This window comes from Exiguobacterium sp. s129, from assembly GCF_018617585.1.
GTDB lineage: Bacteria > Bacillota > Bacilli > Exiguobacteriales > Exiguobacteriaceae > Exiguobacterium > Exiguobacterium aestuarii_A.
The window spans coordinates 117,546-140,074 of the sequence record NZ_JACSKL010000002.1 but is presented as its reverse complement, the minus strand read 5'-3'; the positions used below and the strand labels follow the sequence as shown (position 1 = coordinate 140,074).

The window sequence follows — 22,529 nt, the reverse complement described above, 5'->3', positions numbered from 1 at the left end:
AATTAAGCTGAACGTTTATCAATTTTTGTGACGAGTCGGTCACCGATGAACTGGATGACGAACACGATGATCAAGATGAGCACCGTCGCCACGAACGTGACGTCGTTTTGTGAGCGTTGGAAACCTTCCAAGAAGGCCAAGTTCCCGAGTCCGCCGCCTCCGACGACACCGGCCATCGCCGTATAACCGACGATTGCAACGATGGTCACCGTGAGTCCTGAAACGATTGCCGGAAGAGCTTCCGGAATCAAGACTTTATAAATAATTTGCCATTTCGTCGCGCCCATCGATTCCGCTGCCTCGATGACGCCACGATCGACTTCACGAAGGGCAAGTTCGACCATACGGGCGTAGAACGGTGCAGCTCCGATGATGAGTGCCGGAAGCGCCGCCGTCGAACCGAGCATCGTACCGAGCAGGAACAACGTGAACGGGATGAGTAAGATGATTAAGATGATGAACGGGATCGAACGGAACACGTTGACGATCGCGCTGACGAAGACGTAAATTGGACGATTCTTCAATAATAGCGATTCGTTTGTAATATAAAGAATCAAACCTAAAGCGAGTCCAATCACAAACGTCGCGACACCCGCGACGAGCGTCATGTACAACGTCTCCCATGTCTGTTCCATCATGATTTGCCAGTCTACGTTAGGAAACATCGCTTTCCACCTCCACTTCTACTGATTGCGAACGAATCGACGCGATGGCGCGTTCGATTTCTCGTGCTTCCCCAATCAATTGGATGAATAGCGTGCCGAGCGCACCGACTTGTGACTGGGTCACGTTCCCGCCGATGATGTTGAATCCGATGTCGTGCGTCTTAAGGACGTCAGACAAAATCGGTTGTTCTGCCGTTTCGTTCAAGAATTTCAATTTGACGATTTGCCCACTCGGATAGCGTGCTTTCAAATGTTCGAACGTGAGCGACAGATCGTCGACTGCCCCGATTTGTTTCACGAATTCTTTTGTGATTGGCTGCTCCGGATGTTGGAACACGTCAGAGACTTGACCTGTCTCAACGACTTTCCCTGCCTCCATCACGGCGACGCGATGACAAATCTTTTGGATGACGTGCATCTCATGCGTGATGAGGACGATTGTCAATCCGAGCTTCTTATTGATGCTGACGAGCAGTTCAAGAATCGAATCCGTCGTCTTCGGGTCGAGCGCGCTTGTCGCTTCGTCACAGAGGAGCACCTCTGGATTTGTAGCGAGCGCGCGGGCAATCCCGACTCGCTGTTTTTGACCGCCGGATAATTGTGACGGATAGCTGTCTTCGCGACCTGATAGTCCGACGAGCTCGACGAGTTCCTGGACCCGACGCTTCCGCTCACTTGCCGGTACCCCGATCAATTCGAGTGGGAAGCTGATGTTTTCTGCGACCGTGCGCGACCACAGAAGGTTAAAGTGCTGGAAGACCATCGAGACGTTCTTGCGAACCCCTCGTAATTCTTTCGGGCTGAGCTTCGTGAGCTCACTCCCGGCGACCTCGATTTCACCGCTAGACGGTGATTCGAGACGGTTGAGCAATCGGATGAGCGTCGACTTCCCCGCCCCCGAATATCCGATTATTCCAAAAATTTCACCGCAATCAATCGTTAGTGATACATCATCGACCGCCTGGACACGACCATTCTTCGTATCGAACCATTTGGCGACGTTTCGTAATTGAATCAATACATTTCCCTCCTGACAACAAAAAAAGCGCGCACGTTTGAGCAAACGTGCGCACTTTATCGTACGGACAACGATTGCTCTCATCTCTCAAGGTTTCTCACCTTGCTGGAATTAGCACCATTTCGGATTGCTCCGCGGTTGCTGGGCGTCATAGGGCCAGTCCCTCAGCCTCTCTTGATAAGAGTGTTGTGTATTCGATTAGCTTTATCATAGCGACAGCTTTTTCTGCTGTCAAATCATTTTTTCAAAAAAATCAAAAAAAGGTGCCGTCCGAGGACGACACAGAACGTAGCACCTTGAGTCACGGAAGGACAGCCCATAGATGAAAATCTTTTGCCCGTTCAAGATTTACATCCTTATATGGGGGAGATTCACCAATCATCACTCGATCTTGATTTGGACCGTGCGATTATACGGAACGTCTTTCTTCGCTTGATTTTTTTGGGGGACAATCGAAGGGAAGACTGACGTGTATTCGTATAAAGGTAGCAGCGGCTTCACCAAAACGTCTTGATGTCGGGAATATCGCGTCCTATTTTGTGTTCAAGTAAGATGTTGTAATGAATATACCATTCGTGAACTTTCTGTGTCAACTGATTATTTAAAATTTTCAGATTATTCTAATGTTCCTCTCTCACTTTACGAAAGAGAGGACGTGTTGAACGTTTTGAAAAGCGTAAAGACGATCCCGAACCTCGCCATTTTCAAGCTTTAACAGCGCTGGGACGCTCATCACCTGATAAGCTTCAAGTTCTTTTGGGATATAGTTCGCATCGCGCTTTTCAATCTGAATTTCAGGGTCGACCGCCTCGACAACCGTCAACATTTTCTCCGCGACAGCGCATGTACCACACATTGGGGCGTATATATATAAGTATCCGTCTGTAATCATTTTTCTCACCTCTCTTGTCATTATAATAGTCGTTCGAGTCCCGTTCAAAAATCGTGCTCTCGTGAAATTTCAGAATTTTTCAATGATTCTCTTGACTCTTCTGTCTGATAGGAATAATATGGGTTCTAACTTTATCGCTTTTGTACATAACAGCAAAGAAGAAGGACAGGTGAATGAATGATGACGGAACAAGCAACTGGTACGACAAAGCAATTTACGATGAACGTCTTAAACGGTCTCAGCATGGCGATTCTGATCGCCCTCATCCCGAGCGCGCTGCTCGGTGAACTCACGAAAGCTATACTCCCTTATTTTCCGTCTCTTCAATTCATATTGGATGCGACGACGATTGCGATGCGCCTCCTCCCGGCCATTATCGGTCTTGCCGTCGCGATGCAGTTCGGACGATCGATTTTAGAGGCAGGAACGATCGCCATCGCAACCTATGTCGGCAGTGGCGCCGTTCGAATTAATGAAGGTGCGTTCGTGATGGCCGGAATCGGTGACGTGATCACAGCCGGTGTGACCGCTGCGATCGCTACGATTCTTGTCATGAAGCTCGCTCCCCACTTGAAGACGTATACGGTCATCGTCATGCCGATGACAGTCATTGTCGTCGCAGGGGGCATCGGCGCCTTCTTATTGACGTATATCTCACAGATCACGACATACATCGGATACCTCATCATGACGATGACGGATCTTCAACCGGTTCTCATGGGCATCTTGATCGCGATGGCGTTCTCGCTCATCATCGTCTCGCCGATTTCGACTGTCGGGATTGCAACGGCCATCAGTCTATCAGGCGTTGCGGCTGGTGCGGCAAACCTCGGCGTCGTTGCCGCTGGATTCGGTCTCGCCATCGCAGGTTGGCAGGCGAACGCGACCGGGACATCGATCGCCCACTTCCTCGGGTCACCGAAGATTCAAATGGCAAATTTCGTCCGCCGCCCGATTATGATGCTTCCGATTTTGGCGAATGCGGCCATCCTCGGTGCGCTCGCTGGTATATTAAGAATCGAAGGAACTCCAATCAGCGCAGGGTTTGGCGTATCTGGACTCATCGGACCGGTAAACGCGCTACATCTCATGCCGGGCGGGTTCGCCTTGTTCAACGTGCTTCTTGTGATCGTCTTGTTCGGGCTTATTCCAGTCGGGCTCGGGATTTTCTTCTATCGTGTGTTCGAACGGGCGACGCTCGTCAAATCGGACCATTACCGACTCGATTTCGAGTGAACATAAAAAAAAGCCGGCTTCTCCAATTAGGAGAGGCCGGTTTTACTTATCCTTGAATCATCGCTTCATATTCTTCTGCAGACATGAGTTTGTCGAGGTCTGACTCTTCCGTCAACTCAACTTCGACCATCCATGCATTTTCAAACGGTGACTCGTTGACGAGTTCTGGAGAATCGGCAAGGTCTTCGTTCACTGCTGTGATGCGTCCAGATACTGGCGCATACAACTCAGAGACCGTCTTCACTGATTCGACTGAACCGAATGGCTCGTCGAGTAGGATTGTACCGTCAACTTCTGGGAGTTCCACAAACACGATATCCCCTAGTTCGCTTTGTGCGAAATCCGTGATGCCGATGCGGGCTTTCGTTCCGTTCACTTCTACCCACTCATGTTCTTTTGAATAACGTAAATTTGCTGGTACTTTGCTCATCCTAACTTCCCCCTCAAATAAATTAGACTCACATCTGTATTATAGCACTTAGCCCCAAACGTCCGTAAAGGACTTTTCTGAAAATCCGACCGTCGTTTTTTCACCATTTGTGACGATTGGACGCTTCAAAAGCATACCATTGCTTGATAATAGCTCAAGTTGTTCGTCTTCTGATAGATTTGGTAGCTTGTCTTTGATGCCTTCGTTTCGATAGACTTGCCCGCTCGTATTGAAGAATTTCTTAAGCGGCAAGTCCGATTGTTTCCAAAGCTCGGCGAGTTCTTCTTTCGTCGGTGTCGATTCGACGATATGAACGTATGTATACTCGACGCCTTGCTCTTTCAACCATTTTTCTGCTTTTTTACACGTACTGCATGGTGGATAGCCGTATAGTGTCACCATCTGTTCATCACCTCTCTCATCAATGTAGCACATCTAGAGAAATCAATTCACGTCTCAAGCAACCGTTCGATTTCTCGCTTCATCGTCGGATTGACGGAATGTCGCTCTTCGATAAAACGTAAGATGACCGCCGCCGCGACGCCCGACTTGCCATATCCTAATACCCCGCCCATCAAGAAAGAAATCATTTGTGGATATCTCGACTCAACCCGACGTGTCGGGTTGAACGGGTCCCCTTGCCCACCGAGCGCCTTCAAGACGTTTTGAACGGCCGCGACTTGGACGAGTTCGAATCCGGCGAGCGTCTCGCCCCGACGTTCCCGAAGCAAGCCGACATATAGGTTCGTCAACGCTTCTTCATAATAGTAAGCCGTCGCTTCACGCGCGATCTCGAGACGTGGTGACGCGAACACGTCGAGTGCTTCATCCCGTCGCCAGACGACCCGTCCTGGTGTATAGGCGATCGTCGCGAGTTCATGTACTTCAAAGACAGCGAACTCACCATAGATGCCGTCATGATACATGATCTTGTGCCCATCTTTCGTGTTTTGGAATTGATAATGAAGCGGCTCGACTTCAAGCCAGTCAAGTCGGTCGATAAAGCGTGCCTTCTGCCCGTCCTCGACAATTAAAAAGAAATCGAGGTCCGAGTAATCATCCAACCGCTCCGTCTCTTGTCCGATCGACCCTAATGCAAGCAGCATCAGCGTCCCTTCGTGTGCGGCAACCGATTCTCCGATTCGTTCCATTCGTTCAAGCAATCTATCGCGTGTTCTCATCGTCTTTCCCCCTCGTTTCTATTGTACGTGGCGAACAGACCAAAAAGAAAGGGCCGACCGCGTCCGGTCCACCCTTTCTGTCGATTGAATTACACGATAAACTTGTTCGCTTTGATGAGGCTCGCAGCGACTTCACGCTTCGTCCCGATCACATTGATTGGCTGGTAGCGGCTGAACTTCTTCATTGCCGAGAGAAGCATGCGCTGCTCATCACCAGACGCCGCTGCATACAATACTTCTTTCGCCATGAGTTCGACTTGTTTGAACACTTGCTCCGCAAAGATTTCTGTATAGCGGACTTTGAGCGTGTTCTTCTCTTCGCCTGTGCGTGCAATCGCTTTTTCTGTACGAGCGATGGCTGCTTCAAGCGCATAGATAGCACTGATCATGTCTGCAATCTTCGCCAAGATTTCTTGTTCATTTTGAAGGTCTTGTTGATACTTCTGAACCGCTGTACCTGCGACCATCAAGTTGATCTTCTTCATGTTCGAAAGGAGCATCTTCTCGCGTGCGAGTGGTGAGCCGTCCAATTCTTGCGGCATGTAGCTCATGAGCTCTTTTTGAAGTTTTTGTGCTTCTGCGAGGAGCGGCAATTCACCTTTCATCGCTTTCTTGAGAAGTGTACCCGGAACGATCAAACGGTTGATCTCGTTCGTTCCTTCAAAGATGCGGTTGATGCGTGAGTCACGATAGAGGTTTTCGACTTCATACTCTGCCATGAATCCGTATCCACCATGGATTTGAACTGCTTCGTCGACAACGTAGTCGAACGTTTCAGAAGCGAATACTTTGTTGAGTGAGCATTCGATCGCATATTCAGCAATCGCTTGTGCGACTTTTGATCCGTCGCGCATGTTCTCGTCACCAAGTGCGTCGAGGCTATCTTGGAACAAGCCGCCCGTACGATACACTGAGCTTTCCATCGCATAGATGTTGGCTGCCATCGTTGCCAATTTCTCTTGGATGAGCGGGAATTGGCTGATTGGTGTCTTGAACTGTTTGCGCTCGTTCGAATATTGTACCGAGAGGTCGAACGCACGTTTTGAAGACCCAACTGCTCCGACTGCGAGTTTGTATCGACCGACGTTCAAGATGTTGAAGGCGATGACGTGACCTTTTCCAATTTCACCGAGAAGGTTGTCGACTGGTACTTCGACATCTTCAAGGATGAGCGTACGTGTCGACGATCCCTTGATCCCCATCTTCTGCTCTTCTGCGCCAGTTGAGACTCCTTTGAAGTCACGCTCGACGATGAAGGCACTGAACTTGTCGCCATCGATTTTCGCGTAGACGACGAAGACGTTCGCGAAGCCAGCGTTTGTAATCCATTGCTTTTCACCGTTCAAGACGTAGTGCGTGCCCGCTTCGTTCAAGACAGCCGTCGTTTTCGCACCGAGGGCGTCAGACCCTGAGCCTGGCTCCGTGAGCGCGTAAGCCGCGATCCATTCACCCGTCGCAAGTTTCGGCAAGTACTTGTGTTTTTGCTCTTCTGATCCGAAGAAGACGATCGGGAGTGTCCCGATTCCGACGTGTGCGCCGTAGCTGAGTGCAAACGAACGAGCTTTCGCGAAACGCTCCGTGATGATCGAAGAAGAGATTTTATCGAGTTGATAGCCGCCGTACTCTTCTGGAACGTCTGCTCCGAGGAGACCGAGCTCGCCCGCTTCTTTCAACAATTCGACAGAGAGGTCGAACTCGTGTTTCTCGATGCGCTCGAGAACCGGCATGACGCGGTCATCGACGAACCCCGCTGTCGTGTCGCCAATCATCTTATGCTCATCTGAGAAATCCTCTGGTGTGAAGAGACGCTCTGCATCGAGTGCGTCAATGACAAAGCTACCGCCTTTAATCAATTCATGTTCTGTACGTTCCATATCCGATTCCCCCTTAAAGTAATTCGAAGACACCAGCCGCGCCCATTCCGCCGCCGATACACATCGTGACAACCCCATACTTCTCATTGCGTCGTTTCATCTCATGCAAGATCGAGACAGAAAGTTTTGCTCCTGTACAGCCAAGTGGGTGACCGAGGGCGATAGCGCCACCGTTCACGTTCACTTTCGATGGATCGATTCCGAGTTCACGGATGACACCGAGTGATTGGCTCGCGAACGCTTCGTTCAACTCGAACAATCCGACTTCTTCTAACTTCACGCCAGCCATTTCGAGTGCTTTTGGAATGGCGACGACTGGACCGATCCCCATCACTTCCGGACGGACACCGCCGACTGCGAACGAGAGGAACTTCGCCATCGGTTGTAACCCTTGGCGTTCTGCTTCTTCACGGTCCATGACGAGGACTGCTGCCGCTCCGTCTGACACTTGTGAGGCGTTACCCGCCGTGACCGAACCTTTGATTTTGAAAGCTGGGCGAAGTTTACCGAGTGCTTCAATTGTCGAATCGGCACGGACACCTTCGTCATGCTTCACGACTTTCTCCACTTCTGCGACTTTACCGTCTTCACCGAGCACGTGCTCGATGACCGTCACAGGAACGATTTCTTCCTGGAACTTGCCACCCGCGATCGCTGCAGCCGCTTTTTGGTGACTGTTGATAGCGAACGCATCCTGGTCTTCGCGCGAGATGTTATATTCAGCCGCGACACGCTCTGCCGTGTGACCCATGCTCATGTAGTACTCGGGTGCCGTCTCCATGATGTGTGGGTTTGGACGGATGACGTGACCACCCATCGGTACTTGGCTCATCGACTCCATACCGCCGGCGATGATTGCCGTTGCTTGACCAATCATGATTTTTGCCGCCGCATCTGCGATGGCTTGAAGACCTGACGAGCAGTAGCGGTTGATGGTGATCGCTGGAACTTCGTGCGACAGTCCCCCCCGGACCGCCGCATAGCGAGCGATGTTCATCCCTTGCTCCGCTTCTGGCATCGCACAACCCATGATGACGTCATCAATCGGGCCTTTATATCCTGAACGCTCAAGCGTTGCCTTGATGGCATATCCCGCGAGCTCGTCCGAACGAACGTTACGGAACGAACCGCGTTTTGCTTTTCCGACCGGCGTCCGTGCGCCGGCTACGATGACTGCTTCCCTCATCTGTTTTGTCCCCCTTTATCAGTTCCGTAGTGGTTTGCCTTTCACGAGCATATGTTGCATCCGTTGTTGTGACTTCGGCTCCCCGATGAGGCTCAAGAAGGCTTCACGCTCGATGTCGAGGAAGTACTGTTCATCGACGAGCGTACCGTATGCCAAATCGCCACCACTGATGACATGTGCGAGTTTCTTCGCAATCTTCAAGTCATGCTCTGAAATATAACCGCCGTAGAACATTTCGTACGCCGCGAGTTCGAGCGTCGCTTTACCCGTTTGACCGACGACTGGCAATTTCTCACGAACAGGTGCCGTATACCCATCGGCAAGTTCGAGTACCGTCTGTTTCGCATCGAACGTCAAGTGATCACGGTTCATCGAGATCCCGTCGACCGCACGGTGGTAACCGAGTGTCTTCGCATCAAATGCCGACTTCGATACTTTCGCCATCGCGATGTTCTCAAACGTCTGTTGTGCAGCCTTCTCGATGTTTTGCATCGATTTTGGCGTCTGTTCGAGGAGACGACGATACGTGTTGACGTTTCCGCCCCCACCTGGGATGAGACCGACACCGACTTCGACGAGACCCATGTATGTCTCAAGCGCAGCTTGCATACGTGCTGCCGGTAAGCTGATTTCTGTTCCGCCACCAAGCGTCATACCGTATGGTGCGGCGATGACCGGACGGCTTGAATAACGAATCTTTTGAACGACTTGTTGGAACTTGTTGATGATCCAATCGAGTTCGTACCAGTTCTCGTCTTCTGCTTCCATGAGCATCATCGCAAGGTTCGCACCGACACAGAAGTTCTTGCCGTCGTTCGCGAGGACCATTCCTTTGAAATCTTGCTCCACGCGGTCAATCGACTGTTCGATCATCTGCATGATATCGACACCGATCGCGTTGTTTGGTGATGTGAATTCGAGTGCGACGACGTCATCGCCGATATCGACGAGGCGTGCCCCACCGTTCTCTAAGATGATGCCGTTTGATTTTGCGAGTGGCTTGAGTTTCAATTCTTTCGGGTTGACGGTCTTCTCGACATACGCCTTCGACGCTTTATCGTAATACTGGTCTCCCTTATAGAATGACGTGTTGCCTGCAGCAAGCATCTCATCGATCCATGCCGGGACGTCGTAGCCTTCCGCTTTCATACGTTCGACTGATTTTTCAACACCGAGGGCATCCCACATTTCGAACGGTCCGAATTTCCAACCGAAGCCCCACTTCATCGCATCGTCAATCGCAACGATTGTGTCTGCGATCTCTCCAGTAAGACGTCCCGAGTAAGCGAGCGTCTTCGCCGTGATTGGCCAGAGCAGTTGTCCGACGCGACCTTTGTTCAAGATGGCACCTTTCAACTTCGCTTTCGAACCAGGAAGTGATTTGATTTGATCGAGCTCAGGACCTGTAATCGCTTTCAATTGTTCGTATTCGAACGTTTGAAGATTCAATTCCTGAATGACCTTTCCTTCTTTCTTATAGAAGCCTTGACCGGCCTTTTGTCCGATCCAGCCTTTTTCCACGAGTTGCTTCATTTCTGAAGGGACGTCGAACGTGTCCTTCTCTTCCCCAGCTTCGAGCGTCTCGTAGACGTTACCCGCCACGTGAACGAACGTGTCGATTCCGACGACATCGAGTGTGCGGAATGTCGCTGATTTCGGACGACCGATGAGTGGACCTGTGATCGAATCCATCTCTCCGATTGACGCGTTTTGCTTGAGCATCTCTTCGAACGTGACGAGGAGACCGTATGTCCCGATGCGGTTACCGATGAAGTTTGGCGTGTCTTTGGCTTCGACGACACCTTTCCCGAGACGGTCTTCCGCGAAGCGTGACATGAAGTCGATGACCGGGCGTGCTGTCTTCTCCGTCGGGATGAGTTCGAGCAACTTCAAGTAGCGCGGTGGGTTGAAGAAGTGCGTTCCGAGGAAGCGTGATTTCAATCCTTCCGGAAGGGCACTTGCCATCGCTTCGATGGAAATCCCTGACGTGTTCGAGCTGAGGATCGCATCTTCACGGATGTAAGGTGCAATCTTCTCGAAGAGCTGTTGCTTCACATCGAGGCGCTCGACGACGACTTCGATGACCCAGTCCGCTTCTTTCAAACGCTCTAAATCATCTTCTAAGTTCCCGACTTCGATGAAGTTGAGATGGTCGGCTGTCGCAAGTGGTGCCGGATTTTGTTTCAAGAGCTTCTGACGGTTTTCTGAGGCGATGCGATTTCGTACTTCTGGTGACTCGAGCGTCAACCCTTTCGCTTCCTCTTTTGCTGTCAATTCACGTGGTACGATGTCGAGCATGAGCGAACGAATCCCCGCGTTCGCCAAGTGAGCCGCAATCCCCGCCCCCATTACTCCTGAACCGATGACGACCGCAAAACGAATTGAGTTCGTCAAACGGAGGTCGGTTGATTGTTCGATGTGACTCGTCATAGTGTTCCCCCCTAAAATGAGAATGAATAGTGATTCATTTCACGCGTAAAAAAAATCGCAATCACCATCGTGTTTACTCTTCTATCATAAATGAATGAACATTCATTCGCAAGCGTTCATTTTTCAATTTCATTCCATTTTTTGATTGAACGATTAGTTTTCAATCGATGTGGTATAGACAAAAAGAGTCAAATTCAGAAAGGGGAATGTACGCATGCGCGATAATCGTCTGAACACTTCAGGTAGTCGAAAGGATTTTGAGTCGTTTAAAAAGGACGCACAAGAACAGGCGCACCAACCAGGAATCGATTCGAAGATGGAGCCCTTCCCCATCTATGAACGGGAAGACTATAAGGGAAGTGACAAGTTAAAAGACAAGGTCGCGATCATCACCGGCGGGGATTCCGGGATTGGGAAATCGGTCGCCATCTTCTTCGCCCATGAAGGTGCGAACTCGGTCATCGTCTATAAGGATCAAAACGAGCTCGAGGATGCGGAAGCGACGAAAGAACGGATTGAAGACTTGGGCCAAGCCTGCCTCTTGCTGCAAGGAGACCTCGGGGAATCTTCCTTCTGTCAACGAATCGTCGAGGAGACGCTCGAGACGTTCGGTCATATCGACATCCTCGTCAATAACGCCGCCGAGCAGCATCCGCGGGAATCACTCCTCGACATCTCGGACGAACAACTCGAGAAGACGTTCCGCACGAATATCTTCAGCATGTTCTACTTAACGAAAGCCGCGCTCCCTTATTTAAAAGAAGGGGCGAGCATCATCAATACAACTTCGATCACGGCATATGAAGGAAACGATCAGCTAATCGACTATGCATCGACGAAAGGCGCCATCACCGCGTTCACTCGCTCGCTCGCCAAAAACTTGGCAGACAAAAAGATTCGCGTCAACGGGGTCGCCCCGGGACCGATTTGGACACCGCTCATCCCATCGACGTTCAATGCGGAGAAGGTCAAATCGTTCGGGGACTCTTCCGGTATGAAACGTCCGGGGCAACCGGCCGAACTCGCACCGGCATACGTCTATCTTGCAAGCGATGACTCGACGTATGTCAGTGGTCAAGTCATTCATGTCAATGGTGGTACAGTGATTAATGGATAATTTTGAAACAGGCTCAGTCATCAGGTACTGAGTCTGTTTTTATGGGAAATTAATCCACTACATGATACAGTGGTTAACAGATATTACTTCGTTAATCAGATGAAAGGAAGGAGTTAGTGATAGATGATTCATTATCAATTGACAAAAAATGATTTTTTCATGCTACAAAAAAATTTTATTGAAAACTCGGTTTCGGAAAAACGGAAATCTTTACTTATCACGATTGTACTCATGTTGCTGACAGCTTTTTATGGATTTGCCCTCGCAATCACCTTGTTACCTGAAACAATGTCCGCCGCCATCATCCTCATACTCGCTGTCGGTACCGCTGTTGTAGCACCGCTTCTCTTGTTCCCATTCTTCAAGAAAGTGCATTTTACAATTAGGCTGAAACTATTACGTTCCATATTTCGACAGGAATCGAAATGGCCACGTGACTTGACATTATCAATTTATGAGAACGGAATTGAAGTCAACTCTCTCCACAACGCCGTCAATAAACAGGTTCGAGTCTCATGGAAAGCAATTGAAAGAGTAAGTGAAGACGAAACCAACTATTATCTATACATCGAAGCGACGGAAGCAATTATTATACCGAAGCGAAAGTTGCGTGAGACTAATCAAACAACCATCAATCACTTGTTACAAAAATACTTAAATATCACTCTCTAAGCAACTATATTCAAGGTTCAATACTCCCTAGACATACATGCATATGACAAACTACAAAGGAGCAGATGTTATGGTCACCACGTACAAACTGACGCTTGAAGATTTTTCAGCTTTCCAAAACGACATGATTCACCATTCTGATCAACATAAACGAATTCGCAGCGTATGGTTGAAATATATGAATATTCCGCTATTCGCGCTTGGGTTCATTGCTACAATCTTATTATTTCCTAATCTCGAATCGACGATGACCCGATTGTTGATCACATTTGGAATTGGGATGTTGTTCGCCCTATTACTTAGACCGTTGTTTAAAGATTTACATGCCCCACTCTACCTTTGGCAGATCCGTCGCATCCTCAAAAAACAGAACGTTTGGCCAAAAGACATTAAGCTTCAGTTTTCTGAAACTCACGTCGAAATGCAAGCCGTTCGCGGTAGTATCCACCGTACGACACAAGTTCCTTGGACATCTATTCTTCGCGTATATCAAGACGAGTCGTATCGCTTCCTTTATTATGAAGAGGATGAAGCTTTGATTATCCCGAAAATGAAAGATGGGATTACCGAAGTCGAACAAAGTGAAATCGATCGGATACTCGAAAAACATCTACACACAGAAAAGCACACAAGTTCAACGTGAACTCGTGTGCTTGTTTTATTTCTTCACCATTCCTTTTAACACGAACGCCACGTTTGCCGGACGCTCCGCGAGGCGGCGCATGAAGTATCCGTACCAGTCACGACCGTATGGCACGTAGACACGGACTTTGTATCCTTGGCGCACGAGCTCGAGTTGACGCTCGACGCGGATGCCGTATAGCATCTGGAACTCGAACTGGTCGAGCGGGATGTTGTTTTCTTTGACGTGCTCGATGACGGCGTCAATCATATGGTCATCGTGTGTCGCGATGGATGCGTAGTTCCCGTTCGCAAGATGGAGTTTGACGAGCTTCACATAGTTATGGTCCACGTCTTCCTTTTCAGGGAACGCGACCGTCGCCGGCTCTTTATACGCCCCTTTGACGATCCGGAGGTTCGGCTTGAGCGGTGCGAGGTGATTGATGTCATCTTCCGAGCGATACAAGTACGACTGGATGACCGTTCCGAGACCGTCAAATTCACCCTTCAGCCTCTTGAACAATTCGAGCGTCTTCTCACAACGCTGTTCATCTTCCATATCGATGGCCACAAAGACCCCTACTTCTCGTGCGACCGTCAAAATTTGACGCATGTTGTCTTCAATCAACTCGTCTGAGATGTCGAATCCAAGTGACGTCAATTTAAGGGACATATAGGCGTCTAATTGCTCTTCTGCCATAATTTCAATCGCACGAATGATTTCGTCACGATTCGTATTCGCTTCTTCGACCGTCTTAATAAATTCCCCGAGGTGGTCGACCGTGACCGACAACCCTTTCGCGTTGAGTTCGCGAATCGTCGGAACGGATGCCTTAAAGTCTTCCCCTGCTACAAAGCGTGATGCACCAAATCGTAGGCCATATTTCTTTGCCAAACTGTTGAGTGTTTTGTTTTGTGACATGTAGATAAATCCATCGCGCAACACTTTTTCCATCTGATTTTCCCCCTTACTTTTACACCCATCTATCTCTATGATGATGTCTGCAATTATTATGACACACAAACGTCAATTCGTCTGTATTTTTGTAACCGTTTGCAGCACTTTCTTCCCAACTTTTCAAAAAAGACAGACGCCCCGTAGGACGGCTGTCTTATAGGCTTGTCGAAGGTGCGACATAGAGCAAAATACTGAGGAAGATGAACACACTTCCCGCTAGGACGAACAAGTGCCAAATCGCATGGTTGAACGGCAGTTTTTGCCACACATAAAACACGATTCCGACCGAATAGGCGATCCCTCCCGCGAGGAGAAGCATGAACCCTTGATGACCGAGTGATTCATATAACGGACGGATGGCGATGATGCAGATCCAGCCGAGTGCGAGATACGTCACATTCGACACCCACATATACTTCCCGGTCGAAAACAGTTTCCAGACGATTCCGAGAATCGCCACACCCCATACAATCCCGAACAACGTCCAGCCGAGCGTCCCATGAAGCGTCACAAGGGCAAACGGCGTATAGCTTCCGGCGATGAGTAAGTAAATCCCCGCGTGGTCGAACACTTGTAGCACCCGCTTCGCTCGTGGATGCGGGATGGCGTGCATGAGCGTCGAGAATAAGTAGAGTAAAATCATCGATGCCCCGAACACGCTGACCGCCGTAACGTTCCACGTGCTCCCACTTTCCGTCGCACTCATGACGAGTAAGACGAGGGCGACGATGCTGAAGATGACTCCTAAGCCGTGCGTGATCGCGCTCGCGATCTCTTCCCCGAGCGTGTCGGCATGGAGCATCTCTTTAAGTTGTTCTTGTTTCATATGCTCCCACCTTCCATAACTGTTCCCTCTAGTATGGACATTTCCCGATTTGAACGCAAACAAAAACACGGGCTACCGATTAGCCCGTGTCGAGATTATGCGACTTCTTTCACCGGAACGTCACATTCCATTTGTGCAGCCCGCATCGCGCGTGCCCGCTTGTGGAACAAGACGAGCAGCGTCAACGTCCCGAGTGTCGAAATGACATACGGAAGGACCCCGTCCAGCTTGAATCCGATTGGTGCCGTCAAAATATAGAACCAGACCGCATACAACATGAATGTCCCTGGAAGGAGCGCGATGTAATGGTTCTTTCCTTTAATGTACAGGTACATCGCCCCGACGAACAGTGCGATGACCGCTGTCGTCTGGTTCGCCCAGTTGAAGTATTGCCAAAGCATCTGGAAGTCCATGTTCGTGAGCACGTATGAGATCGCGAAGAGTGGAAGTGCGATCCAGAGGCGTGACGAGAACTTCTTCTGTGCGATCGACAAGTAGTCCGCGATAATCATACGGGCGCTACGGAATGCCGTGTCGCCTGATGTGATTGGCAAGACGATGACCCCGAGAATCGCGAGCGTCCCACCGATGCTACCGAGCATGAGTGTCGCCACTTCTTGGACGACGAGTGCCGGCGTCCCTGAGTTGATGAGTCCGAGCAATTCACCTGGCTCGAAGATGGCCATCGCAGCCCCAGCCCAAATCATGGCGATGACGGCTTCGGCGATCATCATACCGTAAAAGATTTCACGGCCGTTGCTTTCTTTCATCGTCGTCCGCGAGATGATCGGCGACTGTGTCGCATGGAAGCCAGAGAGCGCCCCACACGAAATCGTGAAGAAGAGGAGCGGCCAGATTGGCAAGCCGTCCGGATGCATGTTCGTCAATGTCATTTCTGGGATTTGGTAGCCTTGTGCGAACAAGCTGACCGCAATCCCGATGGCACTGACGACGAGTAGTGCCCCGAAGAACGGATAGATGCGCCCGATGATCTTATCGACCGGGAGGAGCGTTGCCAAGATATAGTAGGCGAATACGCCGAAGATGACGAACATGAGCGTCGATGCGTTTCCATCAAACAAGTTGTTAATCATGTTACTCGGAGACGTGACAAACACTGTTCCGACGAGTAAGAGAAGTAAAAGTGCGAATCCGTTGACGATATGACGGAGCGAGCGTCCGAGGAACTTCTCCGCTAGTTGTGGCAAGTGTGCCCCGTTATTCCGAAGGGAAATCATTCCTGTCAAATAGTCGTGTACCGCCCCGGCAAAAATCGACCCGAAGACGATCCAAAGAAATGCGACCGGTCCGTAGAGCGCCCCCATGATCGGTCCAAAGATTGGTCCGACACCGGCGATGTTCAGTAATTGAATCATCGAGTTCCGCTTTTTACCCATCGGCACGTAGTCGATGCCGTCCTGGGAAGCGTAAGCGGGCGTCGTCCGCTCTTCCTTGATGCCGAACGTCTTCTCGACGTAACGACCATATACCAAATACCCGACCAAAAGTAGTACGAGTGCGACAAAGAATGTAATCATCTGTCAGTCCCCTTTTCCGTCCATATGTAGCTGATCCCCGTCAGCTCTTCGGTTTACATTTGTCATGTAACCGATTACATGATTGATTATACAAGAAGACTTCATGAAATGTAAGGGTTTTCATTCACGTTTTTGCCACAAAAAATGAGCCCCCATTCAGGAAGCTCATTTCCAATTAACGAAGCGCTGGTTCACCGACGTGGCCGGCACCGACGACTTTCATTTCTGACTTCGTCTGACCGTCTTTTTCACTGACGACTTCGACTGTTTGGCGAAGCTTGAGCGGTTTGACAGACAGTACATATTCCCCGTTCTCACTTGCGACTGTCTCAGCCAATACACGCTTGCCGTCGCGAAGCGTCACGTCAGCTCCCGGAGCCGTCATCCCCGTCACGCGTTTTGAGCCCGGTTTGATCGTATCTACCGTGAGGGTCAATACGAACTCTGGTGCTGTCGGCTCGAGACCGAGTGTATACGTCCGGAAGAGACGACCCGCTGCGTCCGCACGAGTCGCGTCTGTCGCTTCGATGCCTTCGTAAAGGTTCAAGTACTGCTTGCCGGCATCTGCTGTCTCAAATGTCACAGAACGTTTCGCGTCCGCGACAATCTTCCAGTTGTTGTCGGCTTTATAGTCCAAGTTGCTGCCACTCGAGACGATATAGTCTGAGATGACGTTACGTGTCTCATACGCTGAGCGATAGACGATGTTCTTCCCGCCACCGAGACCCGGGAACGAAGACGAACCGGCACGATAGTTGTTCGTCGCGACCAAGAACTCTTGGTCCATCGTGATCGGTTGACCGTTATACTCGACGTTCTTCACACGGTTGGCGTTCTCGTTGACGAGCTTTCCACCGACATCGAACTTCGCTGGACCTGTGACATCGATCTCATACGTCAAACCGTCAAGGACGTCAAAGTTATAGCTACGGAACTGGAGGTTGAGGAGGTTTTCCCCATCTGTCTCGATTTGGTCATATGCTCCCGCTGACATCTCGAGCCAGTCCATGACGTCTTTCCCTGTCACTTTGACGACTTCAAGCGTGTTCGGATAGACATATAGGTCCGCCACGTTCTTCAAGGCGATTTGACCTTTCGGGATGTTCGTGTAATAGCTCGCGTCCGTCAACTCACGACCGCCCGCTTTGAACGGTGCCCCTGCCGACAAGAGTGGCAGACCTTTATAAGGTGAAAGCTCCGGGTTCGTCTCGAGTTCTTTCTCGACGTACCATTTCTGTGCGTTCGTCACGAACTGGACCGATGCATCGTCACGGACGAGCGCGAAGTAGCTTTGAATATCGTCTTGAATCTGACCGACCGGCTGGTTGATGTAGTCGATTGTCGCCAAGTGGTCGTCTTCGATCAACGCCTGGATTGTCGGGTCGACCGCCGTATCAGCTGTCACCGTATCGAGCGTGGCCGATGCGTCAAGAATCTGCCATTTGCCGTCGACGAGTTCGAGTTCGAAATCGATGACGCCGAGGTCTTTCCCTTGGTTGTTCGCCATGACGACCGGTTTGCCGTTGATCGTCCCTTTTGTCATATCGACGTTCGGGAACGACGCGAACATACCTTTCGCATCCGGGAAGCGACCGTGCTGGTGCCCCGTCATGACCATGTCGAGCCCATCAATCTTCGTGAGCGCATATCCGACGTTCTCTTCGCTGTCGAGTTGTTCGTCCGCGAGTGCCGCACTTTCGCCGATGCCTGAGTGCGCGAGCGCGACGACGACGTCTGCTCCTTGGTCTTTCAATTTTTGAACCGATTCACGTGCCGATGGGATGATGTCCTCTGCCGTCACGCGGCCTTGTAGGTTCCCTGAATCCCATGACATGATTTTCGGCGGCACGACACCGAACACACCGACTTTGATTGTATGTGTTTCCCCGTCTGTGTCCGTGACCGTCCGTTCGATGATTTGGACCTCTTGTCCATCCACGTTGAACTTCGAGACGATCGGGTTGCCTTCTAAGTCTTTGACGTTCGAGTTGACGAAACGGAGCTTCCCTTTCGATCCTTCCATCGCGTTGTACAAGAATTCGAGCCCGAAGTTGAACTCGTGGTTCCCGAGTGTGACGGCGTCATAGTTGAGTGCTGCCATCGCTTTATACATCGGATGCTCGAACGCTTCATTCTTGCCCGCTTGAAGCTCGCGGACGTAGTCGCCAAACGGTGTCCCTTGAATCGTATCGCCGTTATCGAACAAGAACGTGTTCGATTCCCCAGCGGCCGTAAGATGTTCATTGATGAGTGTCGCGACTTTCGTCAACCCGATCGTGTTGTCGACCTTGTCTTGGAAGTAGTCATAGTTCGTGATGTTCGTATGTAAGTCTGTCGTCTCTAAGAAACGGAGCTTGACGATATCCTCGTCGACTTCTGCCAAAACGTTTGGTGCCTGTAGCGGTAAAACGGTTGGTAACACGAGCGCGGTCGCGATCGACCATTTCCATGCACTTTTCATGTGATTGCCCCCTTTGTCTGGTTGATAAGTGTCTAACCATACTCAATATAACACCAGCCTCGTTGACCTTCTATTAAAATTTTGTATAAAAAAGACCCAATTCCCTTTACAGAAATTAGGTCTTTCGTCTTATGAGCGTTTAATCCGTACGGTGAACGGGCCGTCCCCTTCCACGTTCTCGAACGTGACGGAAATCGGGTAGGCATGTTTGCTGTGGACCGGGTTCTCGAGACGGATTGTCGTGAGACCGACAACTTCTTCTCCACTCATGAGTTCGAGTGGGAGTTGTTTCACATTTAAATCGTGGGCATAGCCGTTTCGGAGAAGGAGCGTCGTTGTGACACGCGTCTCATCTTGTTCGACGGCGACGAGCATCATGTTAAACTCGTCTTCTCCGACCGGTGGAGTCGCAACGTTCGTGCGCATCACTTGTTGCCACGCCCCTGCCGAGAACTGTTCCATCGCCTCGCGTGAGATGGCTTGGATCGCGTCAATCGGGTTCATTTGGAAGACGAGACGAAGTGGTGATGACGTGTCGATTTCTCCAAACAATTCATCTTGAAGGAAATCGAGGTAGACGGGCTTACTCGTCCACGGCTCGAAGTTCGGCAGCGCCGAACGTTCCAACACTTTTCGTCCGAGCGGCATGTTGTTCGCGTCGAGCAACAAGACCGGAAGTTCATTGATTTCAAACGAACTCGGGAGCGTGTTGCGGAACAACGCGACAATCGACAAGTCCTGACCGAGCGACTCGGCGCTCAACAGTTCGATTGAGAGCTGGTTGTCGAGGAGTGCCGGGAGTCGTTTCGCATGATAACGGAAGACGTACTCATCTTCTTTCGGGATTCCCATCTCATCATCAAAGACGAGCGTCAACTGACGCCCTTCTTCCGTTTTGCCTGTCTCGATTTGTTTTCGCTTACGAAATCCTAACATTACACTTCCTCCTCTGCCGTCTCGACGAAGTACAGGTCGAGCTGGCATAGTTCTACCGTCACGTCACGGGCGATGTTGACATACGTCTGTTCGAAGATGTCCAACCCTTCTTTGCTGAAGAGACGACTTGGATCTTCTTGGGCATAGCTCCGTAGACCGATTCCTTCTTTCAATCCACTCATCATCGTCAAATGGTCCGTCCATTTCGTATCAAGGGCACGAAGGAGCGACTCTTTCGTGAATAAGACGACGTCTTCTCGCGTAAGGCGCGCTTCTGTTTTTTGGATGATTTCTTCCATCCAATCCTTCAACGCTTCTTTCAACTCGTACGTATCCGCGATGTCGTTCGACCAAGTCGGCTCTTGCATCGTCAAATAGCGCAAGTCTTCTTTCAATTCGGCGACTGGCCATTCTTCCGGAACGAGTTCGTCCGAGACATGCATATCGATACTGTTCTCAAGGGCGAGACGCATCATGCTGAGCACGTTTTTCGTGATGGCATCCGCATCGGCATTGACGGCCTGGTCGCGAATCGTATAGATGATGTTCCGTTGTTCGTTCAAGACGTCATCTAGCTTGAACAAGTAGTCACGGATCGATACGCCGATTCCTTCAATCGTCGTCTGGGCGTATTCCACCACATCGATCGCTTCTTTTGACGAGATCTCACCTGTCGCGTTCGGCTTCAGTTTCTTCTCGACGCGCTCTAGTTTTTGCGCGGCATATCGTTTCACGATTTCATCTTCGAGCGAGACGAAGAACTCGGTCTCCCCTGGGTCACCTTGGCGTCCAGAGCGTCCACGAAGCTGATTGTCGACACGCTGCGACTCATGACGTTCCGTCCCGACGACGAACAGTCCGCCTGCTGCTTTCGACTTCGCATCGAGCATGATGTCCGTTCCGCGTCCGGCCATGTTCGTCGCGATTGTCACTTTCCCGAACTGCCCGGCGTCGGCGATGATGTCGGCTTCTTGTGCGACCGTCTTCGCATTCAACACGTCATGTTTGATCCGTTTCTTCTTCAAATGTTTACTGATCGCCTCGGATTGGGCGATCGATGTCGTCCCGATTAGGACCGGACGTCCCATCGCATGCAATTCGTCGACTTTTTCCGTCACGGCCGCATACTTCTGCTCGATTGTCATGAAGATGCGGTCCGGATGGTCGATTCGTTTCCGTTCACGGTTCGTCGGCACTTGCACGACGTCCATGTTGTACGTCTTCAAGAACTCTTGGCGTGACGTCTGTGCCGTCCCCGTCATCCCGCCGACGAGTGGATACATGCGGAAGTAATGCTGGATCGTGATCTCCGCCGTCGTCTTGTTCTCCTCGGTGATCGTGACGCCTTCTTTCGCCTCAAGCGCCTGATGCAATCCTTCCGAGAGACTGCGTCCTTCCATGATACGTCCCGTGAACAAGTCGATCAGCTCGATCTTGTCGTCACGAACGATATAGTCGACATCAAGTTCGAACAACACGTTCGCACGGAGCGCTTGCACGAGATAGTGATAAAGCACCTGATGTGACGCACTGAACAAGTTGTCGATGGCGAACAACTCTTCAATCTTGGTGATCCCGGCTTCTGTGAACGAGGCCGCCTTCGATTCCAAATCGACTTCATAGTCCGTCTCTTCAAAGTTCGAGATGACTTGTTGTGCGAGTTGTTTCAAGCGGATGTGTGAGCGGTCCTTTTGTGCGATGATGAGCGGCGTCTTCGCCTCATCGATCAAGATGCTGTCCACTTCGTCGACGAGAGCGAAATGGAACGGGCGCTGGACGCGCTCTTCCGGTTTCCCGACGAGGTGGTCACGCAAATAGTCGAACCCGAACTCGGTCCCGACCCCGTACGTGATATCCGCTTGATAAGCGGCGCGCTTCTCATCCGGTTCGATGTCCGGCACGTTCAAGCCGACCGTCAAACCGAGGAAGTCATGAATTTTACCGATTTGTTCGGCGTCACGTCTCGCCAAATAATCGTTCACGGTGATGACGTGGACGCCTTTTCCTTCAAGTGCCTTGACGTAACTCGGCAAAGCGGCGACGAGCGTCTTCCCTTCCCCTGTCGGCATCTCCGAGATGTTCCCTTCGAGAAGGGCGAATCCACCGATGAGCTGGACGTCGTAATGACGCATGCCGAGCACGCGGACCGATGCTTCGCGGACGAGGGCGAACCCTTCTTCGGCGATGTCATCGACTTTCTTTCCATCCAAGAGACGTGCTTTGAGCGTCTCCGTATATGTACGCATCTCGTCATCCGAGAGTGCTTGCATCGTTGTCTCTAAGTCGTTGATTCGCGCGACCCGTCGTTCGTACGCTTTCAAACGCCGGCTTTGATCATTCGTTAATTGTTTTACAAATTGGATCACACTAATAGCCTCCATCTTTCTGTCAATTCATCTGTTACATACTCGTCTATTATAACGAAAATCGAGTGAATTCGGAGATTTTTTTACGAAAAATTCCTAAAAGTTGGTTTTTATCATGTTAA

Annotated in this window: 19 protein-coding genes and 1 riboswitch; of the genes, 4 read left to right on the top strand and 15 right to left on the bottom strand. The window is 50.5% G+C overall.

From position 1 onward, the window contains the following. Window positions 1-2 precede the first annotated feature (2 nt). From KNO92_RS03160 to KNO92_RS03150, 3 genes are all read right to left on the bottom strand, one after another. Window positions 3-665, bottom strand: a complete 663-nt coding sequence (locus KNO92_RS03160) for a methionine ABC transporter permease (RefSeq protein ID WP_012726857.1) — start codon at window positions 663-665, stop codon at window positions 3-5. After that, window positions 655-1,683 (bottom strand): methionine ABC transporter ATP-binding protein, encoded by a 1,029-nt coding sequence (locus KNO92_RS03155; RefSeq protein ID WP_214760099.1) that lies wholly within the window; start codon window positions 1,681-1,683, stop codon window positions 655-657. Before KNO92_RS03155 ends, KNO92_RS03160 begins: the two co-directional genes overlap by 11 nt. A gap of 77 nt (window positions 1,684-1,760) precedes the next feature. Further along, window positions 1,761-1,867, bottom strand: a riboswitch (SAM riboswitch). Between the two features lie 450 nt (window positions 1,868-2,317). Then, window positions 2,318-2,575, bottom strand: coding sequence for a thioredoxin family protein (locus tag KNO92_RS03150; protein WP_214693488.1), 258 nt, complete (start codon window positions 2,573-2,575; stop codon window positions 2,318-2,320). Between the two features lie 180 nt (window positions 2,576-2,755). On the opposite strand from KNO92_RS03150, the gene KNO92_RS03145 reads away from it, so the two are divergent. Continuing rightward, the gene (locus tag KNO92_RS03145; RefSeq protein ID WP_251126844.1) at window positions 2,756-3,811 is read left to right on the top strand and encodes a PTS sugar transporter subunit IIC; all 1,056 of its coding nucleotides are present in this window, start codon (window positions 2,756-2,758) and stop codon (window positions 3,809-3,811) included. Window positions 3,812-3,857: 46 nt separating this feature from the next. On the opposite strand, the gene gcvH is transcribed toward KNO92_RS03145, so the two are convergent. The 6 genes from gcvH to KNO92_RS03115 form a co-directional block, all read right to left on the bottom strand. Continuing rightward, window positions 3,858-4,241, bottom strand: a complete 384-nt coding sequence (gcvH, locus tag KNO92_RS03140; RefSeq protein ID WP_026825478.1) for a glycine cleavage system protein GcvH — start codon at window positions 4,239-4,241, stop codon at window positions 3,858-3,860. 48 nt (window positions 4,242-4,289) lie between these two features. Continuing rightward, window positions 4,290-4,643: an arsenate reductase family protein gene (locus tag KNO92_RS03135; protein WP_214693491.1), complete on the bottom strand. Its 354-nt coding sequence runs from the start codon at window positions 4,641-4,643 to the stop codon at window positions 4,290-4,292. A 47-nt stretch (window positions 4,644-4,690) separates the two neighbouring features. Beyond that, a complete protein-coding gene (locus tag KNO92_RS03130; RefSeq protein WP_214693493.1) occupies window positions 4,691-5,422 on the bottom strand; it encodes a hypothetical protein in 732 nt (243 codons plus the stop codon). An 89-nt stretch (window positions 5,423-5,511) separates the two neighbouring features. Further along, a complete protein-coding gene (locus tag KNO92_RS03125; protein WP_214693500.1) occupies window positions 5,512-7,296 on the bottom strand; it encodes an acyl-CoA dehydrogenase family protein in 1,785 nt (594 codons plus the stop codon). Between the two features lie 13 nt (window positions 7,297-7,309). Then, window positions 7,310-8,482, bottom strand: a complete 1,173-nt coding sequence (locus tag KNO92_RS03120) for an acetyl-CoA C-acetyltransferase (RefSeq protein ID WP_012726865.1) — start codon at window positions 8,480-8,482, stop codon at window positions 7,310-7,312. Window positions 8,483-8,500: 18 nt separating this feature from the next. Then, window positions 8,501-10,912 carry a 3-hydroxyacyl-CoA dehydrogenase/enoyl-CoA hydratase family protein gene (locus tag KNO92_RS03115; RefSeq protein WP_214760096.1) on the bottom strand — a complete coding sequence of 804 codons (2,412 nt, stop codon included), beginning with the start codon at window positions 10,910-10,912 and terminating at the stop codon, window positions 8,501-8,503. Window positions 10,913-11,126: 214 nt separating this feature from the next. Between KNO92_RS03115 and KNO92_RS03110 the strand changes: the two genes are divergently transcribed. The 3 genes from KNO92_RS03110 (at window position 11,127) to KNO92_RS03100 (ending at window position 13,344) form a co-directional block, all read left to right on the top strand. Further along, window positions 11,127-12,029, top strand: coding sequence for an SDR family oxidoreductase (locus KNO92_RS03110; protein ID WP_214693504.1), 903 nt, complete (start codon window positions 11,127-11,129; stop codon window positions 12,027-12,029). 123 nt (window positions 12,030-12,152) lie between these two features. Further along, window positions 12,153-12,701, top strand: coding sequence for a YcxB family protein (locus tag KNO92_RS03105; protein ID WP_214760095.1), 549 nt, complete (start codon window positions 12,153-12,155; stop codon window positions 12,699-12,701). 70 nt (window positions 12,702-12,771) lie between these two features. Then, the gene (locus KNO92_RS03100; RefSeq protein WP_214693509.1) at window positions 12,772-13,344 is read left to right on the top strand and encodes a YcxB family protein; all 573 of its coding nucleotides are present in this window, start codon (window positions 12,772-12,774) and stop codon (window positions 13,342-13,344) included. A gap of 15 nt (window positions 13,345-13,359) precedes the next feature. Here the strand turns inward: KNO92_RS03100 and KNO92_RS03095 are convergent, their stop codons facing one another. The 6 genes from KNO92_RS03095 to secA2 form a co-directional block, all read right to left on the bottom strand. Next, window positions 13,360-14,277: a proline dehydrogenase family protein gene (locus KNO92_RS03095; protein WP_214760094.1), complete on the bottom strand. Its 918-nt coding sequence runs from the start codon at window positions 14,275-14,277 to the stop codon at window positions 13,360-13,362. A gap of 157 nt (window positions 14,278-14,434) precedes the next feature. Then, on the bottom strand, window positions 14,435-15,106 hold the full coding sequence (trhA, locus tag KNO92_RS03090) for a PAQR family membrane homeostasis protein TrhA (RefSeq protein ID WP_051829405.1): 672 nt from the start codon (window positions 15,104-15,106) through the stop codon (window positions 14,435-14,437). A gap of 95 nt (window positions 15,107-15,201) precedes the next feature. Continuing rightward, window positions 15,202-16,644 (bottom strand): carbon starvation CstA family protein, encoded by a 1,443-nt coding sequence (locus KNO92_RS03085; RefSeq protein WP_214693513.1) that lies wholly within the window; start codon window positions 16,642-16,644, stop codon window positions 15,202-15,204. Window positions 16,645-16,819: 175 nt separating this feature from the next. Beyond that, window positions 16,820-19,105 (bottom strand): bifunctional 2',3'-cyclic-nucleotide 2'-phosphodiesterase/3'-nucleotidase, encoded by a 2,286-nt coding sequence (locus KNO92_RS03080; protein ID WP_251127057.1) that lies wholly within the window; start codon window positions 19,103-19,105, stop codon window positions 16,820-16,822. A gap of 129 nt (window positions 19,106-19,234) precedes the next feature. Then, on the bottom strand, window positions 19,235-20,041 hold the full coding sequence (locus KNO92_RS03075; RefSeq protein WP_214693514.1) for an SLAP domain-containing protein: 807 nt from the start codon (window positions 20,039-20,041) through the stop codon (window positions 19,235-19,237). Next, window positions 20,041-22,407, bottom strand: coding sequence for an accessory Sec system translocase SecA2 (gene secA2 / locus KNO92_RS03070; RefSeq protein WP_214760093.1), 2,367 nt, complete (start codon window positions 22,405-22,407; stop codon window positions 20,041-20,043). Before secA2 ends, KNO92_RS03075 begins: the two co-directional genes overlap by 1 nt. Between the last annotated feature and the right edge of the window lie 122 nt (window positions 22,408-22,529).